The following is a 23,398-nucleotide window of genomic DNA, read 5'->3' as shown; positions in this document are numbered from 1 at the left end:
GCGACATGATCGCCTAGAGTTATCTGCCGGTGCGTCTTGCGCCATTGCCCAGGACAGGGCCCTCCCGGCGAGGCTGATCAGAGCCTTGCAGCGCGTGAGAGCCTTTCGAAGAATCTACAGAGATGAGCATTCAAGTGGTCTACGCGATCGTCAAGGCCGGCGGCCGTCAGGAGAAGGTCTCCGTCGGCGACGTCGTGGTTGTCGACAAGCTTGCTGGTGAGATCGGCGACGAGGTCACCCTCGCCCCCGTCATGCTGGTGGACGGCGACAAGGTGACCACCGCTGCCGCCGACCTGGCCAAGTCCTCCGTCACCGCAGAGATCATCGGTGACGAGAAGGGCCCCAAGATCAACATCCTCAAGTTCAAGAACAAGACCGGCTTCCGCAAGCGCCAGGGCCACCGCGCTCAGCTGACGGCCGTCAAGGTCACCGCCATCAAGTGACCGCCCCGGCGCCAGCCAGTACGCGGGCATCCTGAACGCACACGCTCGAGAAGAAAGAAGCCTTAAACCATGGCACACAAGAAGGGTCTTGGTTCCTCCCGTAACGGCCGCGACTCCAACGCGCAGCGCCTCGGCGTCAAGCGCTTCGGAGGTCAGTTCGTCAAGGCCGGCGAGATCATCGTCCGCCAGCGCGGCACCCACTTCCACCCCGGCCGCAACGTCGGCCGCGGCAACGACGACACCCTGTTCGCCACCGCTGCCGGCAACGTCGAGTTCGGCACCTTCCGCGGTCGCCGGGTCGTCAACGTCGTGCTTCCCGAGGCCTGAGCCCCGAGCACCTCACACGTCGCATGAGGGCGGACGGCACCTGCCGTCCGCCCTCGCGCTATCCCCGGACTCACAGGAGACCCCATGCCCAGCTTCATTGACCGAGTGGTCCTCCACGTGGCCGGCGGCGACGGCGGCAACGGCTGTACCTCCGTGCACCGTGAGAAGTTCAAGCCCCTGGCCGGTCCCGACGGCGGCGACGGCGGTCACGGCGGGGACGTCGTCCTGGCCGTCGACCCTCGGGTGACGACGCTGCTGAGCTACCACCGCTCCCCGCACCAGCGGGCCGGAAATGGTACGCCCGGTATGGGGGACTGGCGTCGCGGTACCGACGGCAAGGACCTTGTCCTGCCCGTGCCCGAGGGCACCGTGGTCAAGGACACGGGTGGTCAGGTCATCGCCGACCTCGTGGGCGAGGGCGCCAGTATCGTGGTCGCCGAGGGCGGCACCGGCGGGCGCGGCAACTTCTCACTGGCGTCCTCCAAGCGCAAGGCCCCTGGCTTCCACCTTCTGGGAGAGCCCGGCCAGGCCAGGGACGTCACGTTAGAGCTCAAGACCATCGCCGACGTCGCCCTGGTGGGCTACCCCAGTGCCGGTAAGTCCTCCCTCATCGCCGCCATGAGCGCGGCCCGCCCCAAGATCGCCGACTACCCCTTCACGACCCTTGTGCCCAACCTCGGGGTCGTCGAGGCCGGCGATGTCCGCTACACGATCGCCGACGTCCCCGGACTCATCCCCGGTGCCTCCCAGGGCAAGGGGCTGGGGCTGGACTTCCTGCGGCATATCGAGCGCTGCGCCGTCATCGTGCACGTCCTGGACTGCGCCACCCTTGAGCCGGGCCGCGACCCTCTGTCCGACCTGGACACCATCGAGGCCGAGCTCGCCGCCTACTCCGAGCGCCTTGGCGACCAGGAGGACGATCCCTCACTCACTGGCCGGATCCCGCTCATGGAGCGGCCCCGCATCGTGGTGCTCAACAAGGTTGACGTCCCCGACGCCGCCGAGCTCGCCGAGTTCGTGCGTGCCGACATCGAGGCCCGGGGTCTGCCCGTCCACATCATCTCAGCGGTCGCGCACACGGGGCTGCGGCCCCTGTCCTTCGCCCTGGCCGGTGAGGTCGAGCGGGCCCGTGAGATGGTCCCGGCGACGGCCGCCGAGGGCGGTGGCCGGCCCAGCGAGTCCGGTGGGACCGGTGAGCCGCGTCCCGTCATCCGTCCGGCGGCGGTCGGGCGCCGGGAGAAGGAGAGCGTCGCCCAGGTGCGTCCGCTGGCTCACCCCAGCGAGGGGCAGGTCTACCAGGTCCGCGGGCAGCGCCCCGAGCGGTGGGTGCGTCAGACCGACTTCTCCAATGACGAGGCCGTGGGTTACCTCGCAGACCGCCTGGCCGCGGCCGGGGTTGAGGACGAGCTCGTCAAGGCCGGTGCCCACGCCGGTGACGCCGTTCTCATCGGTGAGGTCGACGGGGGAGTGCTCTTCACCTGGGAGCCCTCGATGACCACTGGCCCCGAGCTGCTGGGCGCCCGCGGTACCGACCTGCGCCTGGAGGGCAGTCGGCGTCGGACCAACGTGGAGCGGCGCAGCCAGTACCACGAGATGATGGACGCCAAGGAGGCCGCGCGCCAGCAGCTGCGTGATGAGGCCGCCGAGGGGCTGTGGACCGACGCCGCCACCTGGCACGAGGACGACGAGGACTGACAGGCGGGTACCAGTGACTCCAGCAGCGACTGACAGAAGCGCGAGCCACGGGCAGGGACGTCCGAGACGGTTGCCGGAGGGCGCCCGCGTGGTGGTCAAGGTCGGCTCCTCCTCCCTGACGCGCGCCGACGGCGGGCTCGACCTCAACCGTATCGACATCCTGGCCGGCCTCTTCGCCGGCATGCGGCGGCGCGGCCACGACGTCGTCCTCGTCTCCTCCGGTGCCGTCGCCTCGGGCCTGGTCCCCCTGGGGCTGAGCCGGCGCCCCGACGAGCTGAGTCTTCTGCAGGCGGCCGCCTCCGTGGGCCAGGGACGGCTCGCTGCCCGCTGGGAGACCGCGATGAGCGCATACGGGTTGGTGACCGCCCAGGTTCTCCTGACCGCCCACGACGTCGCCATCCGCAGCCACTACCGCACGGTGCGCGCCACCTTCGACTCCCTGCTCTCACTGGGGGCCGTCCCCATCATCAACGAGAACGACGCGGTGGCCACCAGTGAGTTCAGCCTCGGCGACAATGACCGCCTGGCCGCCCTCGTGGCCCATCTGGTGACCGCCGACGTCCTGGTGCTGCTCACCGACGTCGACGGCCTGTGGACCGCGCGTCCCGGGACCCCCGGTGCCGAGCCCATCCGATACGTGCGCTCAGCCGCCGACCTGGAGGGAGTCAGCGTCTCCGGGCGCGGCTCCTTCGTGGGCACCGGCGGCATGACCACCAAGCTTCAGGCCGCCACCATCGCCTGCGCCTCGGGCACCACGACCCTCATCGCCCGGGCCGACGACGCCGCCGGCCTTCTCGGGGAGGTCCAGGTTCCGGTGGACCTGGGGACCTGGTTCGAGCCCACCGGGCCGCACCGCCCCAGTCGCCGGCTGTGGATGGCCCACGCCTCCCAGCCCGAGGGGCGCCTGCTGGTCGACGCCGGTGCCGCCCATGCCCTGACCGTCGGTAAGAAGTCGCTCCTGCTGCCCGGCCTAACCGGCATCGACGGCGACTTCGAGTCGGGGGCCGTGGTCGACGTCGTCGGTCCCGAGCGCACCCTGGCCCGTGGGATCTGCCGCTACGCCGCTGCCGAGCTGCGTGAGGTCCTGGTGGCCCGGGCGGAAGGGGTGCCTGCGCCCGATCACGTGGCTCCCGTCGTTCATCGTGACGACCTCGCCGAGCTGCCCCGTACCGCCGGAGTCTGAGGCCACCATGTCGGGGGCCACCACGGGCCCCGGTGATTCGATCGATCGGTAGGACACAATGGTCGGGTGAGTCACTCGCCCCCGCAGCAGCCTTCCGGTTGGCCGCCCACCGGGCCGTGGATGCAGTCGCCGCCGCCCCTGAGCTCCCACCCCTACGGCGACCCCGTTGCCCTCCCGCCCTTCCTCAGGGGCTCCTGCTGAGGAGGAATCTTCTTCTATGGTGGCCCTATGAACGACGTCGACGCCTACGAGCTTGTCACCGCAACCGCCCGCTCAGCCCGTGTGGCGCAACGGAGCCTTGCCGGGGCTCCACGTGCCGTCAAGGATGCCGCCCTGGAGGCCATGGCCCGCAGCCTCACCGAGCACGGCGAAGCGATCCTTGCGGCCAACGCCGCCGATCTGGAGCGTGGACGCCAGGCGGGAATGAAGGCCGGTCTCCTCGACCGCCTGGCCCTGGACAGCGAGCGGCTGTCAGCCATCGCCGACTCGCTGCACGAGGTGGCCGCCCTGCCCGACCCCGTTGGTCAGGTCGTTGACGGCTCGGTCATGCCCAACGGACTGCGAGTGCGCCGGGTGCGGGTGCCACTGGGCGTCGTCGGCATGATCTACGAGGCCCGCCCCAACGTCACCGTCGACACCGCCGCCCTGGCCGTCAAGTCCGGCAACGCCATTGTCCTGCGCGGAGGCAGCGCCGCCCAGGACTCCAACGCCGCCATCGTCGCGGCCCTGCGCGGCGCCCTGGAGGCGCAGGGACTGCCCGCAGACCTCGTTGCGAGCGTCGATGCCGCAGGTCGGGACGGGGCCCGCGCCCTCATGCGCGCCCACGGTCTGGTCGATGCCCTCGTGCCTCGCGGCGGGGCCGGGCTCATCCGTACCGTCGTCGAGCAGTCCACCGTCCCCGTCATTGAGACCGGATCGGGCAACTGCCACGTCTACGTCGACTCCAGCGCCGATCTCGAGACGGCGGTGGACATCATCGTCAATGCCAAGACCCAGCGCGTCGGCGTGTGCAATGCCGCCGAGACGCTCCTGGTCCACGCCGACGTCGCCGCCAGCTACCTACCGGCCGCTGCTGCCGCCCTGTGGGGCAAGGACACCACCTTGCACGCCGATCCCGTCGCTCGCCGGATCCTGGCCGAAGTCGCTTCCGGCAGCGGACGCGAGGCGTTCCTGACCGAGGCCACCGAGGCCGACTGGGACACCGAGTACGGGTCACTGGACCTGGCCGTGCGCGTTGTCGAGAACCTGGAGGAGGCCATCGACCACATCCGGTCCCACACCACCGGGCACACCGAGGCGGTCCTCGCCCAGGACGTGGGTGTCATCAACGCCTTCATCGCCGGTATGGACTCGGCGGCCATTATGGTCAACGCCTCGACCCGCTTCACCGACGGCGGGCAGCTGGGCCTGGGCGCCGAGCTGGGAATCTCCACCCAGAAGCTCCACGCCCGCGGCCCCATGGGCCTGACCGAGCTGACGACGACGACCTGGATCGTCGAGGGCGCTGGCCACATCCGTCCCTGAGTTCTCGCGCCTCCGAGCAACGTTGGGACGCCTTGGAGTTGTGCTGATTCTAAGAAGCGGGCGGATCAGTTCTGTGATTCTCCCGGTGCCGTGCTCCAGTGCTTTGTCATCTCATTCGTGTTACGGTCGACGAAAGTCGGACGGGTCCAGGACAACCGAGGGAGAAGGGGGACGCTGGAGTGGAGAGTCTGCTGCGTCGTTTCGGTCGTGGCCGCGTCGTTGCCACCACGGTCGTCGTTGTGACAGCGGGCCTCCTGCTCGCGGTCACCCGCATGGTGTTCTCCCACCCCGCCGAGTCGGCGAAGGAGCCGGGAATCGTCCTGACGGCAACCCCACAGGTCACGTCATCCCAGTCCTCGACCACGGCGAGGCCGAGCCGGAGTGCCGGCGGTGCCAGCAGTACCCAGCACGAGCCGGGCAGCGCCGAAGCGGGAGCCGCAGACTCATCGGACTCCTCGACGCAGGGCCACGCGCCTCAGGCGGTTGAGCCCGATCCTCCTGTCGCCGTCGACCACGGCAGTCATCAGGTAGCGCCCGCTGCTCCCGTTGCCCCGGCCGCGACCGGGGGATCCGATGACTCCCGCACCGAGGTCGACAATGATGACGACGACAGGAAGCCGGCCAGAAACGGTGTGCAAAAAGAAGCCGATGACGACGACCGCGACATCGATGACTGAATGGACGACTGACGAGATGGCTGACGCCGCGGTCACCGGCCAGTGCGCGGCGTCGCGGGGGCGGCGGATCAGGTGAGCCGGTAACCCATGCCGCGTACCGTCTCCACCCTGTCCCTGCCCAGCTTGTTGCGCAGGTAGGAGACGTAGACCTCCACCACGTTGGAGCCGGGGTCGAAGTCCAGCCCCCACACGGTGCTCAGGAGCTGCTCACGGCTGAGGACCTGGCCGGGGTGGCGCATGAAGGTCTCGGCCAGGGCGAACTCCCGAGCCGAGAGCTCCACTGTCCGGCCCTCCAGCGTCAGGGTCCGGGTGCGCAGGTCCAGGACCATGTCGCGGTGGGTCAACCTCATCTGGTCCGCTCCCGCAGCCTCCGGACGCAGTCGCACCCGGATACGGGCCAGGAGCTCCTCGAAGGAGAAGGGCTTGGGCATGTAGTCGTCCGCGCCGCCCTCGAGCCCGGCGACGCGATCGGCCACCGAGGAGCGCGCCGTAAGCATGATGACCGGCGCCGTCACCCCCTGACCACGTAGCTGTTGGAGCACCTCGAAACCGTCGATGTCGGGTAGGCCCACGTCCAGGATGATGAGGTCGAAGCTTGTCTGGAGTGCGAGCTCCACGGCCTCCCGTCCTGCGGCGGTAGTGTGCGTGGTGAACCCGGCCGCTTTGAGGCCCTTGGTGAGGAACGCGACGATGCGGGGCTCGTCCTCAATGATGAGGATGCTGCTCATGGTGGGTCACTCCTTGGACGCTGTCGGGGACTGTTCAGGGGGTGAGGCACCGACGTCGCCCGAGGTCGCGGTCTCGGACGAGGACGGAACAGGGGACGCCTCCAGAGGGATCGTCATGGTGAACACCGATCCCTCGCCCACCTCAGAGCGTATGTCCAGTCGCCCCCCGTGCGCTGCGACGATCGTCTCCACGATACTCAGTCCCAGCCCTGTTCCCGAGCTCATCTCCTGAGCACCGGCGGTGCGTTTGAACCGTTGACGCACCACCTCGATCTCCTCGGCGGCGATCCCGATGCCCTCGTCGCCCACCCACATCAGCAGGCGTCCGTCCCTCACCGCCGAGCCCAGGCGGACGGTGCTGTAGTGACTGGAGTACTTCACGGCATTGGCCACCAGTTGGAGCCAGGCCTGGGTGATTCGGGTGGGATCGATCATCGCGCGGGTGAAGGCCGCCGACTCCAGTTGCCACCGGCGCTCGCCCAGGGCGAGGGACTTGTCGAAGACCATCTCGGTGAGCTCGGCGACATCGGTGTCCACCGGAGTGATGAAGTCGCTCTGGGCGCTCTTGGCCAGCAGGATCAGATCATCGATGAGCACACCCATCCGGTCGAGCTCATCAATGGCCAGCAGCTGGGTCTGGTGCACATCCTCGGGGTCGGAGGGGTCGGTGAGCTCTAGGTGCCCACGGACCACGGCGATGGGCGTACGCAGCTCGTGGCCGACGTCGTCGAGCAGGTTGCGCTGCGCCTCCACCGAGGTCTGGACCCGGTCCAGCATCCGGTTGACGGCTGCGGCCAGGGCGGTCAGATCGTCTCGGCCCTTGACCGGGACCCGGGTGGTCAGGTCGTCCTCGCCGATGGACTCGGTGGCGCGCCGCAGCTGCTCGATGGGGCGCAGGAGCCGCTCGACGGCGAACCAGGCCAGGCCGGTCACCAGGGCGACGGTGAAGACGGCCGCCGCGGCGTAGAAGGCCATGGTGCGCAGGAGCTGGGACTCGGCGACCTTGAGGTCGATGACGTGCACGAGTGCCCCGTGCTGGGAGCCGCCCTGGACCGGGACGACGAGGACCCGGTAGCTCGATGAGGGGGTGCGTACCGTCTCGATGACCGACTCCGATGCGGCGGCCCGGGAGGTCACGTGCTTGAGCAGCTTCGCGTCCTTCTCCGGGCGGAAGGAGACGTTGTCGGAGGAGACCCAGACCAGCTCCGTATTGGAGCTGGTCCCCACGAATCCGAGCTCGGCCTCACCGGGTCCCTCCGCAGTACGCTGGATGTGGACGCGAAGCACCGCTGAGACGTCCTCCAAGGGCCGGCCGCTGGAGGGATCCGTACCCTCCGCGGCCAGCTCGCGGATCCGGTCTCGGCTGTGCTCGAGCCGGTTCGTGGCGTCGGCCGACACGCTCGAGTGCCCCAGCGCCCACACGATCGCACCGCAGGTGACCAGTGCGACGCCTGCGACCAGCACGATCGCCCACATGACGCGGGTACCGATGGTGATGGTACGGGTGGGCATCAGTGAGGTCACGTCGCCATTGTGCCCGGATCCACTGGGCTCCGTTCGGCGAGTCCGGGTCCGGGCGGAACCGGTTGCGGCAGTACTCAGCGTCCCACCCCCGCGTAGGTCCACCCGGCCTGGCGCCATGCCACCGGGTCCAGGGCGTTGCGTCCGTCGATGATGACGCGATCGGCGACGTCGGTGGCAGCGTCAGCAGGGTCGAGGGCCACGAACTGGTCCCACTCGGTCAGGAGCAGGACCAGCTCGGCGCCCTTGAGCGCGGTGCGGGGGTCCTCCTCCACCGTGAGATGGGGGTGGGACCTGGCCACGACGGGCAGGGCCTGCGGGTCGCAGACGGTCACCTCCGCCCCGAGGTCGGCCAGGCGGGAGGCGACGTCCAGGGCGGGGGAGTCGCGCACGTCGTCGCTCAGGGGCTTGAAGGCGGCTCCCAGGATGGTGATCGCCTTGCCGGAGAAGTCTCCTCCCACGTGGGTGCGAGCCAGCTCGACGATCCGGTCGCGCTGCTCGCGATTGATGGAGTCGACCCGCCCCAGCAGGTCCGCCAGGTGCCTGGCGCCGTGAATGTCGGCGCTGGCCTGCAGAGCCCGGATGTCCTTGGGCAGGCAGCCTCCGCCGAATCCGACACCGGCCTGGAGGAAGCGCCTGCCGATGCGCGGGTCGTGGCCGATCGCGTCGGCCAGGACAGTGACATCGGCACCCGCGGTGTCGCACAGGTGGGCCATGGCGTTGATGAAGCTGATCTTGGTGGCCAGGAAGGAGTTCGCTGCGGTCTTGACCAGCTCGGCGGTGGGGTAGTCGGTGACGATGCGGGGAATGCCCTCCTCCAGCAGGGGCCGGTAGACGGCGTCGAGAGCGGCCTGGGCCTCCTGGGCGTCGCGGGAGTCGGCGGGCATCCCGTAGACGATGCGGTCGGGGTGGAGGGTGTCGGCCACGGCGAAGCCCTCGCGCAGGAACTCGGGGTTCCACAGCACCAGAGCGCGGTCGGCCAGGCGCTCGGCCACCTGTTGGGCGGTGCCGACAGGAACGGTCGACTTGCCCACCACGACGCTGCGCCCGCCCTCGGGCAGGGCGTCATGAAGCATGTCGACCACGCTCCACAGCTGGCTCAGATCCGCCTCACCGCCGGTGGCGGACTGCGGGGTGCCCACGGCGATGAAGTGGACGTCGGCCTCGGCCAGCTCCGCCGCCGTCGGCGCCGAGGTGAAGCGCAGATCGCCCTGCTGGACGCCGGTGATCAGCAGCTCGGGAAGGCCCGGCTCGTAGAAGGGGGCGCGGCCCTGGGAGAGGGCCTCGACCTGCTCGGTCCGGGTATCGATTCCCAGGACGTGGTGTCCCAGGTGTGCCATAGCGGCGGCGTGGACGGCACCGAGGTATCCGCAGCCGATGACGGTGAGCTTGAGAGGGGTCATGAGTTGTTCCAATCGTTGCTGAGGTCGAGGGGGGCGAAAGGCGAGGCGTGCCCCAGGCAGTGGCGCACCCAGATGGGCAGCCACTGGTGGGCGATGGGCCGGAAGGCGTGGACGAAGACGAGTCGCAGCGCCGAGGATCGGTAGTAGGTCTCCAGACGCTCCGCCGTCATGGGCAGCGTGCGGGCCAGGTTGTCGAGCAGCCCGCGGACCTGTGCGTGGGCCTCGGGGCTGAGCCGTCCCTGAACCGCCATGAGATCCGCATGGGCCCAGAGGTTGCCCAGGTCGAGAGCAGCCTCGGCCATGGCCGCGGTGTCCAGGTCGAGCAGGGAGAGATCGATTCCGTCCCACAGGAGCTGGCCGTCGTGGAGGTCGCGGTGGGCGATGACGCGCTCCCCGTCGTCCTCCCGCAGGCTCAGGCAGGTGTCCACCACCTGCTCGTGCAGGGGAGCCGGCTGGTCGATGACTCCGTGGCGTTGGGCGGAGGCGAACCATCGGCGCAGCACCTCGGTCTCCTGACGCGGCCCGTGGACGGGCAGGTCCGCCTTGTCGTGGGCCAGGTGGGCCCAGGAGTCCGTGAGCCGCTGCCACCCGGGCAGGCCGGCATCGCCGAGCTCGTCGAGGCTGCGGCCGGGCAGCAGCTCGAGATCGACGACGTCGTCCTCGTTGCCCAGGATCCTGGGGGTGCGCAGGCCGGTGACTCGCAGCACCGAGGCGGCGCTCGTGTGCGCACGTACCAGGGAGACGGCCCTGAGGGGTCGTACGATCTTGCGAACCCGGGAATCCTCCATCACCACGGCGCGGCGGCCGGCGCGGTGGACGACGAGCGCCCCGGTCAGGTGCGTGGACAAGGCAGGCAGGGCCGGGTCAGTGGCATAGGGCAGCAGGTCGGGAGTCGCTCCGGCGGTGACGTGACCGGCGCGCAGACGCCCTTCCCCATCGACGCACTCGATGCTCATGCTCGTGGAGCCCGAGCTCCGGTGCTCGGGCCAGGCGCGGCGCAGCCCCGGGATCGCGCGCAGCGTGCTCAGCATGCCGGTTACTTCTGGTTTCTGTGTCATCTCAGTCATCCGTGTCGTAGTCGCGGCTTCGCTCATGCCCACCCGACCTCCTTCTCAGGTGACCGGGCGATGCGCTCAATGACGGCCAGCTCCGCTCCGATGCGCTCACGCCAGGACGGATCGGCTCGGCGCAGAGGGTCGGCCAGCCGCGCCAGGCGCGAGCGGGCGACCGCCACCCCCAGCTGCTCGGCGCAGGGCACCGGTCGGCGCTCGGCGTAGCCCTCCAGCAGGGCGCGCTCTTGGGAGGCCGGAGCCACCGCGAGGTAGGAGCCCAGGTCGGCGACTGCCGGCGCTAGGCGCACCCGGTCGAAGTCGGTCAGCCAGATCCGCCCGGAGGAGCGCTCGTACAACACCTGGTCGGGGGAGGCGTCGCCGTGAGCGAGGACCGGATCGCCCGGCAGCCGGGCGGGCAGCATGCCGCCCACCGCCCGCACGCGGCGTGCCAGGTCGGGGTCCAGGGCATCGAGCTGACGGGCATGAACCTCGGCCAGGTCCCGAGGATCGGGATGCCGGTGAGGCAGCCGGTCGACGAGCTCCGGCTTCAGCGCTTCCACGCAGGAGTGCAGCTCGGCCAGCAGCGCCCCCACGCGCCGCGTGGCACCGGCTGCGGTCTCGGAGACGACCTCGGACGTGGTGTGCTCAGCGGTACGGGCGTCGAAGAGCTCGGCCAGGTTCGTGTCGCCGCACCACTGCTGGATGCTGACATGCCCCTGGCACCGGGCCACGGACTCGGAGTCGAGCAGACGCGGGACCGGGAGGAGCTCGGCCAGGGCACGATGGACGTCGTCGGCCGGGTCACCGGGCCGAATACGTATCCGCAGCACCGTGGAGCCGTCTCGCAGCACGAGACGCCGTGAGGGGTTGTAGCGCAGGACGTCCCCGGCCTTCCAGGGTCGCAGTACCCCCTGGCGGGCGGCGCCCGCCATCGGCTCGGCCAGCTTGGGATCGGTGTGAACCGGACCGCTCTGCAGCAGCAGGTCGCCGTCTGCACCCCGGGTGACCGGAGCCTGGTCGAGTCCCAATGATGCGGCCAGGCGCTCGGCCTGGGCGGCCTTGGAATGCGAGACCGGCCAGAGCAGCCGAGCCCACCCGGACGTGAGCCCGGTGGAGCGATCTGTCAAGGACACCAGGACCGAGACGTTCGGCTTGATGCGCAGCCGGCCTGCCCGCACAGGTTGGTCGAGGAGCTCACTGAGCCGGTCGGCGTCGAGCAGCGTGGAGACGGCGTCGGCCGTGGTCGCTGTCGCGACTGGAAGGTTCACGATCCGCTCCCCTCCAGGGCGAAGGAGCTGGACAGATGGCTGTTCGCCCACCGGCGGAACTCGGCCGAGGTGTCCAGGAGCCGCTGCGGGCTGCCCTCCAACAGGATCCGCCCGTCCTGGATCCACACCACCCGGTCGGCGCGCATCGCGGCCTGAGGGTCGTGGGTGACCGTCAGCGTTGTGCGCCCGGTCACCAGCTCATCGATCGCCTCGAGCACCGCCGACGTCGAGGCGGGGTCCAGTCCGGTGGTCGCCTCGTCCAGGATGATGATCGGCGAGTCGCGCAGCAGCGCCCGGGCGATGGCGATGCGCTGACGCTGGCCCCCGGAGAGGGTGCCGCCCCGCTCGCCCACGGGCGTGTCATAGCCCTCAGGCATCTGGGTGATGAAGTCATGGGCGTGGGCGGCGCGCGCGGCCGCCTCGACCTCCTCGTCGGTGGCGTCTGGCCGTCCCAGACGGATGTTCTCCCGGATCGTGCCGGTCAGCAGCACCGCCTCCTGGTGCAGGACGGAGACCTGCGAGCGCAGGAACCTCAGGTCCAGGTCGTCGAGGCTGTAACCGTCGAGACTGACCGTGCCCGACGTCGGATCCAGGGCTCGCACCACCAGGGAGACCAGGGTGGACTTGCCTGAGCCCGACGGCCCCACGAGCGCCACGTGCTCACCGGAGACCACTGTCAGGCTCACGCCGTGGAGCACCCGGCGGCCCTCGTAGGCGGCGTGCACGTGATCGAAGTGGACCATGCCGTGGACCCGGTCCAGTACGACGGCGTTGTGCGGGGAGACGATCTCGGGCTCGACCGCCATGAGGTCGGCGACCCGCTCGCCCGAGGCCGTCGCCCGGGCGATGCGGCCGGTGTACTTGGCCATGTCCCGAAGCGGCTTCATGGTGGTGCGCAGGTAGGTCGTGAAGAGCACGAGGTCTCCCGGAGACATGGCGCCGTTCAGGACTCGGATGCCCCCGCCGACCATGACCACGGCCGTGGCCACGCCGACGATGACGTCCGTGGAACGTTCCAGGCGCGCGGCGATACGGCGTGAACGCACTCCCTCGCTCAGCGAGACGGTGTTGGCGCCCGTGAAGCGCTTGTGCAGCAGGGGTTCCAGACCGTAGGCCTGGACCACCTTGATCGCGCCGAGCGCCTCCTGGGCCGTGTTGGCCAGGTTCCCCTCCGACTTGCGGCTGCGCAGGGAGGCCGCGGAGATCCGTCGAGAGTTGCCGGAGGAGGCGATCGCGAAGGCCACTACCGCCATGACCACGATCATGGCCAGCAGCGGGTCCAGGAACACCATGACCACGACCATGACCAGCAGGGTCAAGGTATTGGCGGCCATCGGCAGGCCGGCGGTGACGGCCACCTCCTGCATGCGGTTGACGTCGGCGATGAGACGCTGAACAGTGTCCGCGCTGCGGTTGCGGGCGTGGAACTGCTGGGAGAGCCCCTGGACGTGGTGGAAGGCGCGACTGCGCAGGGAGGCCGCCGTGCGCGAACCGACCAGGGCGAAGGCCACGGTGGCCAGGTAGTTGCACCCCGCCCGGCCGGCCACGAGCACCAGGAGGACCACGCCCAGCCCCACCAAGGAGGAGATCGTGGCGGGTGCGCTGCCCGTGTGCCGGCCCATGGAGGCCACCAACGAGTCGATGACGACCTTCAGGGGCCAGGGCTCCAGCACCCGGAAGGCCACTTCCGCCAGAAGCACCACCGTGCCCCCGGCCATGAGACGCCACTGCGGCGCGGCATCGGGCCCTATCAGGCGCAAGGTCTGGCACATGGGGGAGCGGTGCGCCTGGGCCGCGTGCCGAAGCACAGGCGCACCCATCACCGCTCACCACCCTGAGCGAGGCCGGCCAGCTCCAGGATCCGGGCGACGGTCCGACGCCAGGAGTGGCGCTGCTCGGCCAGAAGGCGCCCGCTGCGGCCCATGCGGGCGCGCCGGTCCGGGCATACCGCCAGATCATCCAGGGCCGCGGCCAGCGCTGTGGGGTCCGAGGGGGCTACGAGCACACCGTGCCGTCCAGAGCCGTCCTCAAGCAGCTGGGGGACCTGTCCGACGTCGGAGGCCACGACCGCGAGCCCCGCGGCCAGGTACTCCAGAACCTTCATGGGGGAGAAGTACTGCTGCTCGCCCCCACCCAGGTCCGGGTAAGGGGCCACTCCGATCGCCGAGCCTGCCACGTGGGTGGGAATGTCCTGCGGCGCGACCGCCCCACGGAAGTCCACCTCCACCCCCAGGCGTCCGGCCTGGGCACGCAGCGAGTCCATCTCGGGGCCGTCCCCGATGATCCGCAGGCTCCAGCTCTGGCGTGCCAGGGCCGCCGCCGTGATGAGGTCGGCCACCCCGTGCCAGGGCTTGAGAGTCCCCACGAAGGTGACGACCACCCGGTCCGGGTCCTCCGGCTGGGGCTGGATACGGCGCACGCTCACACCGTTGGGAACCGTGTGGATCCTGCCCACGACGTCGTTCGCGTCCGGCAGATCGGCGGTGCGGCGACGCACCCAGTCGGCCACCGGGTCCGAGACGCACACCGTGGCCCGGGCGGCCGCCACCTGACGGTGCAGCACCTGCGCCGCGCCGGAGGCGTCCACCAGCGAGCGGTGACGACGCTGCTCATCGATCAGCGGGGCATTGACCTCCAGGATCCCCGGCACTCCGGTGGCGGCCGTGATGTCGGCCAGTGCCGTGGAGAACAGGGAGTATCGCTCGTAGACCAGGTCGGCGCCGTCGGCGATCACCCGGGAGACGATCCGCTCCGCGGCGTGCGCCTGCGCCTGCTCCCGCTCGGCGGGCTCGACGTCGGCCACGGCCTCCAGGTGCAGCTCGAGGTCGGTGAGGTCGTCGGGAACGTGCTTTCCGGAGCGCACGGCGTACAGGGCCACCTCATGGCCGATGGATCGCAGCTCGCGGACGACCTCCTGGATGTGCACTGAGGCGCCCTTGGTCCCGAACACCGGGATGCCCGGGTCGCAGCAGATGTAGGCGATCCGCATCAGGCGGCTCCTTCCTGATCGGTCAGGCTCGCGGCGGGAGCGGGGCGGGGGCCCGACTGCCAGGCGGCCAGCACCTCGGCCTGGGCACGGGAGTCGAAGTGCTCCTCGATGAGCCTGCGCGCCCCACGTGACAAGGAGACGGTGTCGACCTCGCCCAGCGCGATCCCGCGCAGGGCCATCGCCAGCTCGGCAGGGTCCCCGGGCGGCAGCAGGAGCCCGGTGACGCCGTCGTGAACCACCTCCGGCAGTCCCGAGACCGCTGTGGCCACCACCGGTGTCCCGCAGGCCATCGCCTCCAGGACCACCGTGGGCAGACCATCGATGTTGCCGTCGGTCGCCTCGATGCAGGGTGCTGCGAACACGTCCGAGCGCGCCAACAGACCACGCACCTCCGCCTGCGTGAGCGGACCCAGCAGACGAACCCTGCTGGCCAGTCCCAGGCGGTCGATCTGCGCGGTCAGGCGCTCGCGCTCCTCACCGTCACCGGCCAGCTCCACCTCGACGTCGACGCTGGAGCTCACCAGGATCCGCACCGCCTCGATCAGATCGGCGAAGCCCTTCTTGGGCACCAGGCGGCCCACGGCGCACACCCGAAGCGGTCCGCTCCTCCCGGACGCCACCGGCTGCGGGGCCCGGTAGGAGAAGCGGTCCAGCTCGATGGCGTTGTAGCGCAGCGACACCGTGGCCCCTGTTCCCGCTAGGACCTTGCCCAGGTGCGCCTCGTTGTAGCGGCTGATGGCGACGACTCGTTGCGCGTCGGCGCAGATCCGGCGCAGCCACACGGGATCCACCGACTCATGGAAGATGTCCTTGGCGTGGGTGGTCACGGTGTAGGGGATGCCGGTCAGGGCCGAGGCGATCCATGCGACCCGGCCCGCCAGGGACGCGAAGTGCGCGTGCAGGTGCGTGATGGAGTCCCTGCGCGCCTGACGCGCCAGCTCCACGCCCTGAGCCACCTCGTCACCGGGAAGGTCGGCCAGCACCGCCATGATGGCGGCGAAGCGCTCGCGGTCGTCCTGGCGGGTCAGGCCGTCGGTGAGCAGGCTCCACATGTCGATGGCCCGTACCGGCCGGCCCACCCAGTTGACCCGGGCGGCCACCCGGGCGATCTCGGGGTGGAAGCGCGAGTCCGTGGTAGGGCGCAGCGCGTAGATGCTCAGGTCCTCGCCCTGGGCCTCGCGGGCGAGGATCTCGGTGACGATGAAGGTCTCCGAGAAGCGCGGGTAGACCTTGAGGACGTATCCGATGCGGGCACCGTTCTGATGAGTGTCTTGCCGGTGATCGGTTGCGGGACTCATGCGGGGATCTCCATCCTGGTGAGGCTGACGGTGTGGCTGGTGAGGTGAGTGAGGCGGGTGTCGAGGACGTCGTCCCGGTTGCCGAGGAGCTCGGCGGCGAGCAGGGGGACGGTTTCCAGACCGTCCAGGCGCAGACGACGTCGCCCCGCCAGCTGGCTGCGAGTGCCGGCGTCCTGATCGCTCAGCCGCTCGGTGAGCCAGTCCTCGAGTGCCGCAGTGCTCAGGTCCGTGACTCTCAAGAGGTCGATGGCGCCCGCGTGCTTCAGAGCAGTGGCCCGGATGAGCTGCTCGAGGCGAGGCGTCTCTCGGGGGACGAGGAGGGCCGGGGTGTCGGAGGCGAGGATCTCGCTGACCGTGTTGTAGCCGCCCATCGAGATGACCGCTGCGGCCTGCTGGATGTGGTGGCTCATCCCGGGCCAGGACCGGCGCACGATGGTGCGGGGGCCGGCTGTCTGAGCGACCTGGTGGAACAGGGCGGCGTCGAGCTGGGGGCCGGTGACCACGACGTGCCGGTACCCGTCGGGGACACGCGCCGCGGCTGCGGTACGCAGCAGGTTGACGCCGTCGGAGCCGCCGCCGGCGGTGGTCAGGATGAAGGTTCCGGCAGCCTCGGCGTTACCGGCCAGGGCTTCTGACGCCTCGGAACCGTGAGTGGCCTCTGCGGCATCGCGGCCATGGGCGAGGTAACCGGTGTAGCGCATCCGCTCCTCAAGCGCCGTCGGAGCCTCACCAGTAGCGCTCAGGTCGTGGACCGAGTCGTCCCCGTAGACCCAGACCTCGTCGATGAGCCGTCGCAGCGTGTCGGCCTCGCCGAGCTCCTCCCACTCGCGCTGCACGGTCACGGGTGTGTCCAGGACCTCGCGCAGGCCGAGCACCACGCGCGCGCGGGGGCTCGCCTGACGTAGACGTGCCAGGGGCTCGCGCAGCTCCTGGTGCACCCCGTAGGGATGACGGTCGATGATGAGCAGGTCCGGGGTGAAGGTCGTCAGGACACCGGACAGCAGAGCGCTGCGGACCAGGCCCAGGTCCTCACGGGTGATACGCAGGCGTTGAGGCAGGTAGACGCCCTTGGCCTTCTTGACCCCCGGCAGTACCAGCCAGTCGAAACCGTCAGGAAGCCTGTGCTCCTGTCCCGGAGCCAGCCCGGTGATGACCAGGCCGGTGACGTTACGGCCGGTGAGTCCCGGCAGTGCTCGGGCCAGGTGATGGGCCAGAGCGAGGTTGCGGCGAAGGTGCCCCAGCCCCTTGGCGTCGTGGCTGTAGAGCGCCACCCGTAGGGGAGCGGTTGTCATGGGTCGTCTCTTCTCTCGGTGTCAGGTCAGGGTCGTTCTGAGACGATCCTGACCGGCCAGGAGAAGACGACGATTAAGGGTGGATGAGAAAGCTCTCAGGTTTCTCGGAGGCTAGACCAGCCGTACCTCGGCTCCCGCCCGACGCAGGACCTCGACCTGGTCGGCGGGGGCGCCGTCGTCGGTGATGACCACGTCGATCGAGCTGGTGGGGCAGATGAGGGCGAAGGCGGTGGAACCGAGCTTGGAGCTGTCGCACACGACGACGACGCGTTGGGCGGCACTGACCAGGGCGGCGTTAACGGCTGCCTCGCCGTCGTGCTGAGCGTAGGCGCCCCGCTCATCGAGGCCCTGGACGCCCAGGAAGAGTGTGTCCACGCTGATCGAGGGCAGGATGAGCTCGGCCAGCGGGCCAGTGAGCTCGAAGGATCGGGGGCGTGCGATCCCGCCGGTGACGACGACGCGTACGCACTGGCGCACCGTCATCTCGTTGGCGATGTTGACGGCGTTGGTCACCAGGGTGACCGGCACGTCCGGGTCGGTCAGATCCGGCAGCAGCACGATCTCCCGGGCCACCTCGGTGGTTGAGGTGCCGCCGTTGAGGCCGATGGTGTCGCCCGGGTGCACCATGGCTGCCGCCGCCTTGGCGATGCGGGCCTTCTCATCAGCCATCTTCGAGGTGCGATAGCGCAGAGGCGGCTCGGTGGAGGTGGGGTTGGCGATGGCACCGCCGCGGGTGCGGCTGATGAGCTGCTGATCCGCCAGGTGGTCGAGGTCGCGCCGTGCGGTCGCCGCTGAGACCCCCAACCGCGTGATGATGTCGTCGATATGGACACTGCCCTCGTCCATGACGATGTCGAGGATGGCCGAATGGCGATCATGCCGAGACATCTCGATCCTCCTGGGGGTCAAGGGGGGTGGTGCGGGGCGGAGAGGGGGTGGGGCTGAGCGCGTACATGATTTGTACATCAACTATTTGCCTTATCCTGGTGACCGCGCGGCAGGTAGTCGGTGTGCTGACGTCAGCATAATCAGTCATGCCCTCGGCTGCCCGCTGAGAGCGACACATAGCGATACGAACCTTGCTACTGTCGTCGATATCAATCACACCAACGTGTGGGGTGGTGGTCCCGTGGGCTTGCCGCCCTGCCCCCGAGAACAGAGAAAACATGGGACATCCCGCAGACCTTTCCGAGTGCTCCTGCTCCAAGGAACGCGCTGTTGCGCTGGGGGTCGCCGTCGGTGCCGACGGCATCACCGCGGTTGTTGCCGATGGGCGAGGGCGTGTCATCTCCTGCCTGGAACGCGGTCTCCCGGAGGGGGGTCACTCGAATGGTCATCGGCTGGCGGAGGAGGTCGCCGGTGTGATCGCCTCCTTGCGCGCAAGCGCTGCTGATGAGCGTGCCGGCGAGGTGGCCGAGGCGGTGAAGACGTCGGCTCTGGCCGTTGGGGTCTGCGTGCCGGGCGTCGTCGACGAGGATGAGGGGCACGTCTGTCGCAGCGGCGCGCTGGGGCTGCAGGACGTCCCGCTGGCGAGCCTGGTGAGTCAGTCTCTGGCGGGCACGGCTGCTGAGTCGGCCGAGGTGGCGCTTTATCAGGATGCTCGTTGCGGCGCCTGGGCGGAGAGTCGGTGGGGAGCCGCTGGGGAGAACTGCCTCTTCCTGTCTGTTGCTGAGCACATCTCCTGCGCCGTGCTTCTCAACGGCGCCCCGGTGCTCGGCGGTGGTTGGGCAGGTCAGATCGGGCGGGTCCTGGTTCCCGATCCCGACTGGAGCGGGGAGAGGGCCTGCCTGGAGGACGTCGCCTCCGTTGACGCGATGGTCAGGCGCTATACCGCCGGCATCGTCGATGACTCCACTGACTCCACCGGCTCGGTTGGCTCAGGCGTTTCCGACGACATCGGCGCCGGGCGCACCGGTTCTCCCTCCTCGGGGCTCGACTCGCTCCTCAGTGCGATGCGTTCAGGGGACCGGGAGGCGCGCCGTGTCTGGGACACGGGCCTGGATGCGCTCGCTGACCTCATCGCTCGCGGTGGCGGTCTGCTCGGCCCTCTCGACGTCGTCCTGAGCTCGGAGCTGACTCGGGCGGGAGAGGCCGTCTTCCTGGAGCCGCTGCGTCAACGGGTCGCTGACCTCATGGCCGGCCTGCCGGCGCCGAGCCTGCTGCCTGCCCGGCTCGGGAAACCGGCACCGGCGCTGGGGGCTGCCGGACGCGCTCTGGATGCCTGACAGGGTGCTGGTAACGCCCTGAGTGTCTTCTTGTGTCTCTGCGCCGTTGGCTGACAACTCGCTTATGGCGTTGCGGAGACCCACAATGGGTGCAGGCCGTGGCAGTATGTTCGCCAACTGCAGTTGTCCGAACCGGTTGAGGAGAGCCAACGTGTCCCCCAGGAAAGAAGCGAGGCGCAGCGCGTGACCCAGTCTGCTCGTCCGCTTCGCATCGGTATCATGGGAGGAACCTTTGATCCGATCCACCATGGGCACCTCGTGGCAGCCAGTGAGGTCCAGAACGTCTTCGCCCTCGATGAGGTCATCTTCGTACCCACCTGGGCCCAGCCCTTCAAGAAGGATCGCCGGGTCTCTCCGGCCGAGCACCGTTACCTCATGACGGTTATCGCCACTGCCTCCAACCCGAGGTTCACGGTCTCCCGGGTCGACATCGACCGGGGCGGTACGACGTACACGATCGACACTCTTCATGACATCGCGGCCGAGTATCCCGGCGCGGAGCTGTACTTCATCACCGGTGCAGACGCCCTGGCGCAGATCCTCACCTGGAAGGACAGTGAGGGCATCTTCGACCTGGCCCACCTGGTGGGGGTGACGCGGCCGGGGCACGTCCTCAGTGACTCCGGGGTTCCCCGCGACAGGATCTCGCTGGTGGAGGTGCCTGCCATGGCCATCTCGTCGACGGACTGCCGTCAGCGAGTCGGAGAGGGATCACCGGTGTGGTACCTCGTTCCTGATGGTGTCGTGCAGTACATACGCAAGTACGGGCTTTATCGTATGGCCTTGCGGCCGGCGTCGGCGACGTCGATGACGGCGAGAGTGGCCCGCGAGCAGTCCCTGAGGAAGGAGAACGACGGTGAGCACTGAGCAGACCGGCGTCAATGCCCCCACGACCGAGGAGCCGACGCAGGATGAGCACGCTCCACGCGGCAGTCGTCGTGCGATCCGACAGGCGGAGCGCGCCGCCGAGCGTGAGGCGATCCTGACCGGTCAGCAGCCGCTCCTGACCCGACGTGAGATGAGGCGTCTGCGTGAGGAGGCCAAGGCGCTCAGAGCGGCCGTTGAGGCCGGAGAGATCACCCCTGAGCAGGCCCAGGCCCTCCAGGACCCTCTTGCCGATCCCGCTTCGGTCACCTCTCGTTCCTCCGCACCCTCTGGCGACGACGCCGGGACCGGCCTGGAGGAATCGGTCGAGTTCCCAGCAGTGGGTGAAGGGGAGTTCTACCTCGAGCAGGAGGGACAGAACCCGCCTCTCAACCTCTCCGTTCCCGAGGGGCCGTCCGCCTCCGCGCCGAGCTGGCGCTCATTGTCGGCGGCTGAGGCCGTGGCGATCTCCGAGATCGAGACGGGCCTCATGGAGGCGGTCGACCTGCCGGTGGCGACTCTGGACTACGACGCCCACTGGGCCCAGGACACCAGCTCCGAGCCCGCGCCGGTGCCCACGCGTTTCTCGCTCAAGGAGCGCCTTGAGGGAGGACCCGCCTCGGACGCCGAGGAGAGAGGTGACCAGGACGGGGCGGCGCTCCAGGCTCCTGGCGAGGACACCGGTGGGACGGAGGCTGAGGAGCTCGCTGCCGGCCCCTACGACTATCGAGAGGACTTCTCTCCGAGCGCCCAGTCGGACGAGGCGCCGTCTTCGGCGGCCTCTGCGGCCTCCTCGCAGCCCTCCTCCCAGTCGGCGGAAGCCGTCAGTGCGGTCCCCGCCGTGTCGACATCGGCGTCCGGCGCTGCCGACTTCGCTACCTTCGGACAGGCTGGAGCCCCGCAGGCGGCCGAGTCTGCACGCAGTGGTCTGAGCGCCGGCTCGGCGTCCTCAGCCGGCTCGGTGCGCCGTCCCATCGTGCGCATTCCGGCCGCTGCGCAGGGGGTGCGCACCGTCAACGTGTCCACGGGTGAGCTCAGCTCGGTTCAACCCGTCGACAGCTCGCCGTCCGCCCAGGAGGCCGCTGACGCTCAGGATGTCTACGGCGTCGCCTCCATCGAGGAGCCGATGACGCAGGAGACCGTCACGGTCGATGTCGAGGCGCAGGCCGCGATGCCCACGCCGTCCGAGCAGCCGGAGGTCGAGTTCGGCACCCCCGGAGCCCCGCAGTGGAAGTCGCTGCACCAGCCCTCCCAGGTGGACAGCTTCCAGGAGACGATCGTGAGCGGAGTGGCCGATGCCACCGATCCCGCCGTTGCGATGTCTGGTGAGGCAGTCGGTCCCTACGCCTTCTACGCAGATGAGGTCGAGACCGGCAATGGTCCGGTCGGCGGCTCCGAGTGGGACTCCGTGGCGGTCCCGGCTGCTGAGGCGCCTGAGGAGCCCTATCTGGCTCCGGTCAATGAGGTGACTGGGCGGGTTCCCACCCCGGATCACGTCCTGCCAGTGGAACAGGCCAATTCCTCCTCGCGCATCGGAAAGGTGCTCATGGCCCTGCTCATCGTCGTCGTCCTGCTGCTCATCATCGCGGTTGTCGCGTGGCTGCTGATCGCCAACGGCAGTAACAGCGCCAGTGCCATGAGCGCCGTGGGCGCTGGGGAGTGGATCCGACAGGTCGTATGACGATGGTGCGCACGGTACAGTCGCCGCTGCATGATGCCTGACCGCCCGAAGGAGATCCGTGCCCGCCACTGAACATGCCACCCGTCTGACTCTTGCCGCGGCTCGTGCCGCAGCCGACAAGAAGGCGGAGCACCTCGCCGCAATTGATGTCTCCGAGCGACTCGGCCTGACCGATGTGTTCCTGCTGGCCTCCGGCTCGAACGATCGCCACGTCCACGCCATCGTCGATGCGGTTGACGAGGCCATGCACGGTGCCGGGGTCAAGCGCCGCACCCGTGAGGGCTTCGCCGACGCACACTGGGTGCTGGTGGACTACGGTGACGTTGTCGTCCACGTCCTGCAGAACGAGGACCGGGAGTTCTACTCGCTGGAGCGCCTGTGGAAGGACTGCCCGACCGTCGAGCTGCCGACGGACCTGACGCAGCCGGACGGTCCGAAGGAAGATGAGGGCGGCGGCCAGGAGGATGCCGCCTCATGACCGACCTCATCCTGTGGCGTCACGGGCAGACCGACTACAACCTTCAGGGACGCATCCAGGGGCGAGTCGACATCCCCCTCAATGACACCGGTCGCGAGCAGGCTCGCCGTGCAGCCGACTGCATCGCGGCGCTAGGTCCTACACGCATCGTCTCCTCCCCGTTGCTGCGGGCGCGGGCCACTGCCGAGGTCCTGGCTTCTCTGACCGGGCTGAGCGTCGAGATCGCCCCAGGGCTGGCGGAGAAGTCCTTCGGGCAGTGGGAGGGGCTCAAGGCAACCGATATTGAGAAGCAGTGGCCCGACCACTACGCCACCTGGCGCGCCGGTGGCGACCTTCCCCAGTTCGGGATCGAGGGGCGCCGTCAGACCGCGCAGCGAGTGGGGGAGGCGCTCAGGGACATTGCCGCCGACGCAGGGAAGGACGATGTCATCGTGGCGGTCTCCCACGGGGCGGCCACCAACCTGGGGGCTACGTACCTGCTGGGGATGGACCCCCAGCAGTGGTTCGGTCTGCGCGGCATGAGCAACTGCTGCTACGCGCTCATGCGTACCAACAAGCGGCCTCCGAACTGGTCCGTGGTGAAGTGGAATGCCGGACCGTCGGTGGATCCCAGTCCGCTCGGCAGGATCCTCGGCTGAGTGGGTGAGGTAGTACACGCGTCGTGGATTTGCTCCAGCGGGGCCGAACTTCATACAGTTATCCGCGTCGCCGCACGAGAGCGACGCCCGAACGGGGCTATGGCGCAGTTGG

The 23,398-nt window shown here is 69.3% G+C and carries 21 protein-coding genes; 11 read left to right on the top strand and 10 right to left on the bottom strand.

The annotated features are described in order from the left end of the window. Nucleotides 1-122 precede the first annotated feature (122 nt). The 6 genes from rplU to BKH33_RS03750 all read left to right on the top strand — a co-directional run bounded on the left by rplU (nucleotide 123) and on the right by BKH33_RS03750 (nucleotide 5,849). On the top strand, nucleotides 123-443 hold the full coding sequence (gene rplU / locus BKH33_RS03775) for a 50S ribosomal protein L21 (protein ID WP_009746876.1): 321 nt from the start codon (nucleotides 123-125) through the stop codon (nucleotides 441-443). Between the two features lie 69 nt (nucleotides 444-512). Then, entirely contained in the window at nucleotides 513-770 is a 258-nt protein-coding gene (rpmA, locus tag BKH33_RS03770; RefSeq protein WP_003785909.1) for a 50S ribosomal protein L27, read from the top strand. A gap of 84 nt (nucleotides 771-854) precedes the next feature. Beyond that, nucleotides 855-2,465 carry a GTPase ObgE gene (obgE, locus tag BKH33_RS03765; protein ID WP_003785875.1) on the top strand — a complete coding sequence of 537 codons (1,611 nt, stop codon included), beginning with the start codon at nucleotides 855-857 and terminating at the stop codon, nucleotides 2,463-2,465. Between the two features lie 88 nt (nucleotides 2,466-2,553). Beyond that, on the top strand, nucleotides 2,554-3,648 hold the full coding sequence (gene proB, locus BKH33_RS03760) for a glutamate 5-kinase (RefSeq protein ID WP_003785877.1): 1,095 nt from the start codon (nucleotides 2,554-2,556) through the stop codon (nucleotides 3,646-3,648). A 228-nt stretch (nucleotides 3,649-3,876) separates the two neighbouring features. After that, on the top strand, nucleotides 3,877-5,172 hold the full coding sequence (locus BKH33_RS03755) for a glutamate-5-semialdehyde dehydrogenase (protein ID WP_003785901.1): 1,296 nt from the start codon (nucleotides 3,877-3,879) through the stop codon (nucleotides 5,170-5,172). Nucleotides 5,173-5,351: 179 nt separating this feature from the next. Then, complete coding sequence (locus tag BKH33_RS03750) at nucleotides 5,352-5,849, top strand: hypothetical protein (protein WP_003785894.1); 498 nt, start codon at nucleotides 5,352-5,354, stop codon at nucleotides 5,847-5,849. 68 nt (nucleotides 5,850-5,917) lie between these two features. Here the strand turns inward: BKH33_RS03750 and BKH33_RS03745 are convergent, their stop codons facing one another. The 10 genes from BKH33_RS03745 to BKH33_RS03700 all read right to left on the bottom strand — a co-directional run bounded on the left by BKH33_RS03745 (nucleotide 5,918) and on the right by BKH33_RS03700 (nucleotide 18,288). Beyond that, nucleotides 5,918-6,577: a response regulator transcription factor gene (locus BKH33_RS03745; protein WP_003785880.1), complete on the bottom strand. Its 660-nt coding sequence runs from the start codon at nucleotides 6,575-6,577 to the stop codon at nucleotides 5,918-5,920. A gap of 6 nt (nucleotides 6,578-6,583) precedes the next feature. Next, entirely contained in the window at nucleotides 6,584-8,089 is a 1,506-nt protein-coding gene (locus BKH33_RS03740) for a sensor histidine kinase (RefSeq protein ID WP_143228508.1), read from the bottom strand. Between the two features lie 86 nt (nucleotides 8,090-8,175). Further along, on the bottom strand, nucleotides 8,176-9,501 hold the full coding sequence (locus BKH33_RS03735; protein ID WP_076142558.1) for a UDP-glucose dehydrogenase family protein: 1,326 nt from the start codon (nucleotides 9,499-9,501) through the stop codon (nucleotides 8,176-8,178). Further along, complete coding sequence (locus BKH33_RS03730) at nucleotides 9,498-10,559, bottom strand: phosphotransferase (RefSeq protein WP_232621451.1); 1,062 nt, start codon at nucleotides 10,557-10,559, stop codon at nucleotides 9,498-9,500. Before BKH33_RS03730 ends, BKH33_RS03735 begins: the two co-directional genes overlap by 4 nt. 32 nt (nucleotides 10,560-10,591) lie before the next feature. Beyond that, complete coding sequence (locus BKH33_RS03725) at nucleotides 10,592-11,821, bottom strand: aminoglycoside phosphotransferase family protein (protein ID WP_076142553.1); 1,230 nt, start codon at nucleotides 11,819-11,821, stop codon at nucleotides 10,592-10,594. Next, nucleotides 11,818-13,593 (bottom strand): ABC transporter ATP-binding protein, encoded by a 1,776-nt coding sequence (locus BKH33_RS03720; protein WP_043539933.1) that lies wholly within the window; start codon nucleotides 13,591-13,593, stop codon nucleotides 11,818-11,820. The genes BKH33_RS03725 and BKH33_RS03720 overlap by 4 nt, the downstream gene beginning before the upstream one ends. Nucleotides 13,594-13,640: 47 nt before the next feature. After that, nucleotides 13,641-14,810: a glycosyltransferase family 4 protein gene (locus tag BKH33_RS03715; protein ID WP_076142550.1), complete on the bottom strand. Its 1,170-nt coding sequence runs from the start codon at nucleotides 14,808-14,810 to the stop codon at nucleotides 13,641-13,643. Further along, nucleotides 14,810-16,108, bottom strand: a complete 1,299-nt coding sequence (locus BKH33_RS03710; protein ID WP_003785459.1) for a glycosyltransferase — start codon at nucleotides 16,106-16,108, stop codon at nucleotides 14,810-14,812. Before BKH33_RS03710 ends, BKH33_RS03715 begins: the two co-directional genes overlap by 1 nt. After that, nucleotides 16,105-17,400, bottom strand: coding sequence for a glycosyltransferase family protein (locus BKH33_RS03705; RefSeq protein ID WP_076142548.1), 1,296 nt, complete (start codon nucleotides 17,398-17,400; stop codon nucleotides 16,105-16,107). Before BKH33_RS03705 ends, BKH33_RS03710 begins: the two co-directional genes overlap by 4 nt. A 111-nt stretch (nucleotides 17,401-17,511) precedes the next feature. Next, nucleotides 17,512-18,288, bottom strand: a complete 777-nt coding sequence (locus BKH33_RS03700; RefSeq protein WP_003781268.1) for a DeoR/GlpR family DNA-binding transcription regulator — start codon at nucleotides 18,286-18,288, stop codon at nucleotides 17,512-17,514. Nucleotides 18,289-18,566: 278 nt separating this feature from the next. Between BKH33_RS03700 and BKH33_RS03695 the strand changes: the two genes are divergently transcribed. The 5 genes from BKH33_RS03695 to BKH33_RS03675 all read left to right on the top strand — a co-directional run bounded on the left by BKH33_RS03695 (nucleotide 18,567) and on the right by BKH33_RS03675 (nucleotide 23,286). Then, on the top strand, nucleotides 18,567-19,625 hold the full coding sequence (locus BKH33_RS03695) for an ROK family protein (RefSeq protein WP_003781277.1): 1,059 nt from the start codon (nucleotides 18,567-18,569) through the stop codon (nucleotides 19,623-19,625). 183 nt (nucleotides 19,626-19,808) lie between these two features. After that, the gene (gene nadD / locus BKH33_RS03690) at nucleotides 19,809-20,492 is read left to right on the top strand and encodes a nicotinate-nucleotide adenylyltransferase (protein WP_003781257.1); all 684 of its coding nucleotides are present in this window, start codon (nucleotides 19,809-19,811) and stop codon (nucleotides 20,490-20,492) included. Then, nucleotides 20,482-22,170: a hypothetical protein gene (locus tag BKH33_RS03685; protein ID WP_003781241.1), complete on the top strand. Its 1,689-nt coding sequence runs from the start codon at nucleotides 20,482-20,484 to the stop codon at nucleotides 22,168-22,170. Before nadD ends, BKH33_RS03685 begins: the two co-directional genes overlap by 11 nt. 58 nt (nucleotides 22,171-22,228) lie before the next feature. Further along, nucleotides 22,229-22,648 carry a ribosome silencing factor gene (gene rsfS, locus BKH33_RS03680; protein WP_003781253.1) on the top strand — a complete coding sequence of 140 codons (420 nt, stop codon included), beginning with the start codon at nucleotides 22,229-22,231 and terminating at the stop codon, nucleotides 22,646-22,648. After that, entirely contained in the window at nucleotides 22,645-23,286 is a 642-nt protein-coding gene (locus tag BKH33_RS03675) for a histidine phosphatase family protein (RefSeq protein ID WP_003781280.1), read from the top strand. Before rsfS ends, BKH33_RS03675 begins: the two co-directional genes overlap by 4 nt. Nucleotides 23,287-23,398 lie beyond the last annotated feature (112 nt).

Source organism: Actinomyces naeslundii (assembly GCF_001956585.1).
GTDB classification, from domain to species: domain Bacteria; phylum Actinomycetota; class Actinomycetes; order Actinomycetales; family Actinomycetaceae; genus Actinomyces; species Actinomyces naeslundii.
Note: the sequence above shows the minus strand (reverse complement) of the source record. Positions and strands in the feature narration are given on the sequence as shown.

Bases quoted from the DNA above. Each gene is read 5' to 3' on its own strand.
- rplU (WP_009746876.1), top strand. From the start codon at position 123: ATGAGCATTCAAGTGGTCTACGCGATCGTCAAGGCCGGCGGCCGTCAG.
- rpmA (WP_003785909.1), top strand. From the start codon at position 513: ATGGCACACAAGAAGGGTCTTGGTTCCTCCCGTAACGGCCGCGACTCC.
- obgE (WP_003785875.1), top strand. From the start codon at position 855: ATGCCCAGCTTCATTGACCGAGTGGTCCTCCACGTGGCCGGCGGCGAC.
- BKH33_RS03755 (WP_003785901.1), top strand. From the start codon at position 3,877: ATGAACGACGTCGACGCCTACGAGCTTGTCACCGCAACCGCCCGCTCA.
- BKH33_RS03745 (WP_003785880.1), bottom strand. From the start codon at position 6,577: ATGAGCAGCATCCTCATCATTGAGGACGAGCCCCGCATCGTCGCGTTC.
- BKH33_RS03740 (WP_143228508.1), bottom strand. From the start codon at position 8,089: ATGCCCACCCGTACCATCACCATCGGTACCCGCGTCATGTGGGCGATC.
- BKH33_RS03735 (WP_076142558.1), bottom strand. From the start codon at position 9,501: ATGACCCCTCTCAAGCTCACCGTCATCGGCTGCGGATACCTCGGTGCC.
- BKH33_RS03730 (WP_232621451.1), bottom strand. From the start codon at position 10,559: ATGACACAGAAACCAGAAGTAACCGGCATGCTGAGCACGCTGCGCGCG.
- BKH33_RS03720 (WP_043539933.1), bottom strand. From the start codon at position 13,593: ATGTGCCAGACCTTGCGCCTGATAGGGCCCGATGCCGCGCCGCAGTGG.
- BKH33_RS03715 (WP_076142550.1), bottom strand. From the start codon at position 14,810: ATGCGGATCGCCTACATCTGCTGCGACCCGGGCATCCCGGTGTTCGGG.
- BKH33_RS03710 (WP_003785459.1), bottom strand. From the start codon at position 16,108: ATGAGTCCCGCAACCGATCACCGGCAAGACACTCATCAGAACGGTGCC.
- BKH33_RS03705 (WP_076142548.1), bottom strand. From the start codon at position 17,400: ATGACAACCGCTCCCCTACGGGTGGCGCTCTACAGCCACGACGCCAAG.
- BKH33_RS03700 (WP_003781268.1), bottom strand. From the start codon at position 18,288: ATGTCTCGGCATGATCGCCATTCGGCCATCCTCGACATCGTCATGGAC.
- BKH33_RS03695 (WP_003781277.1), top strand. From the start codon at position 18,567: ATGGGACATCCCGCAGACCTTTCCGAGTGCTCCTGCTCCAAGGAACGC.
- BKH33_RS03675 (WP_003781280.1), top strand. From the start codon at position 22,645: ATGACCGACCTCATCCTGTGGCGTCACGGGCAGACCGACTACAACCTT.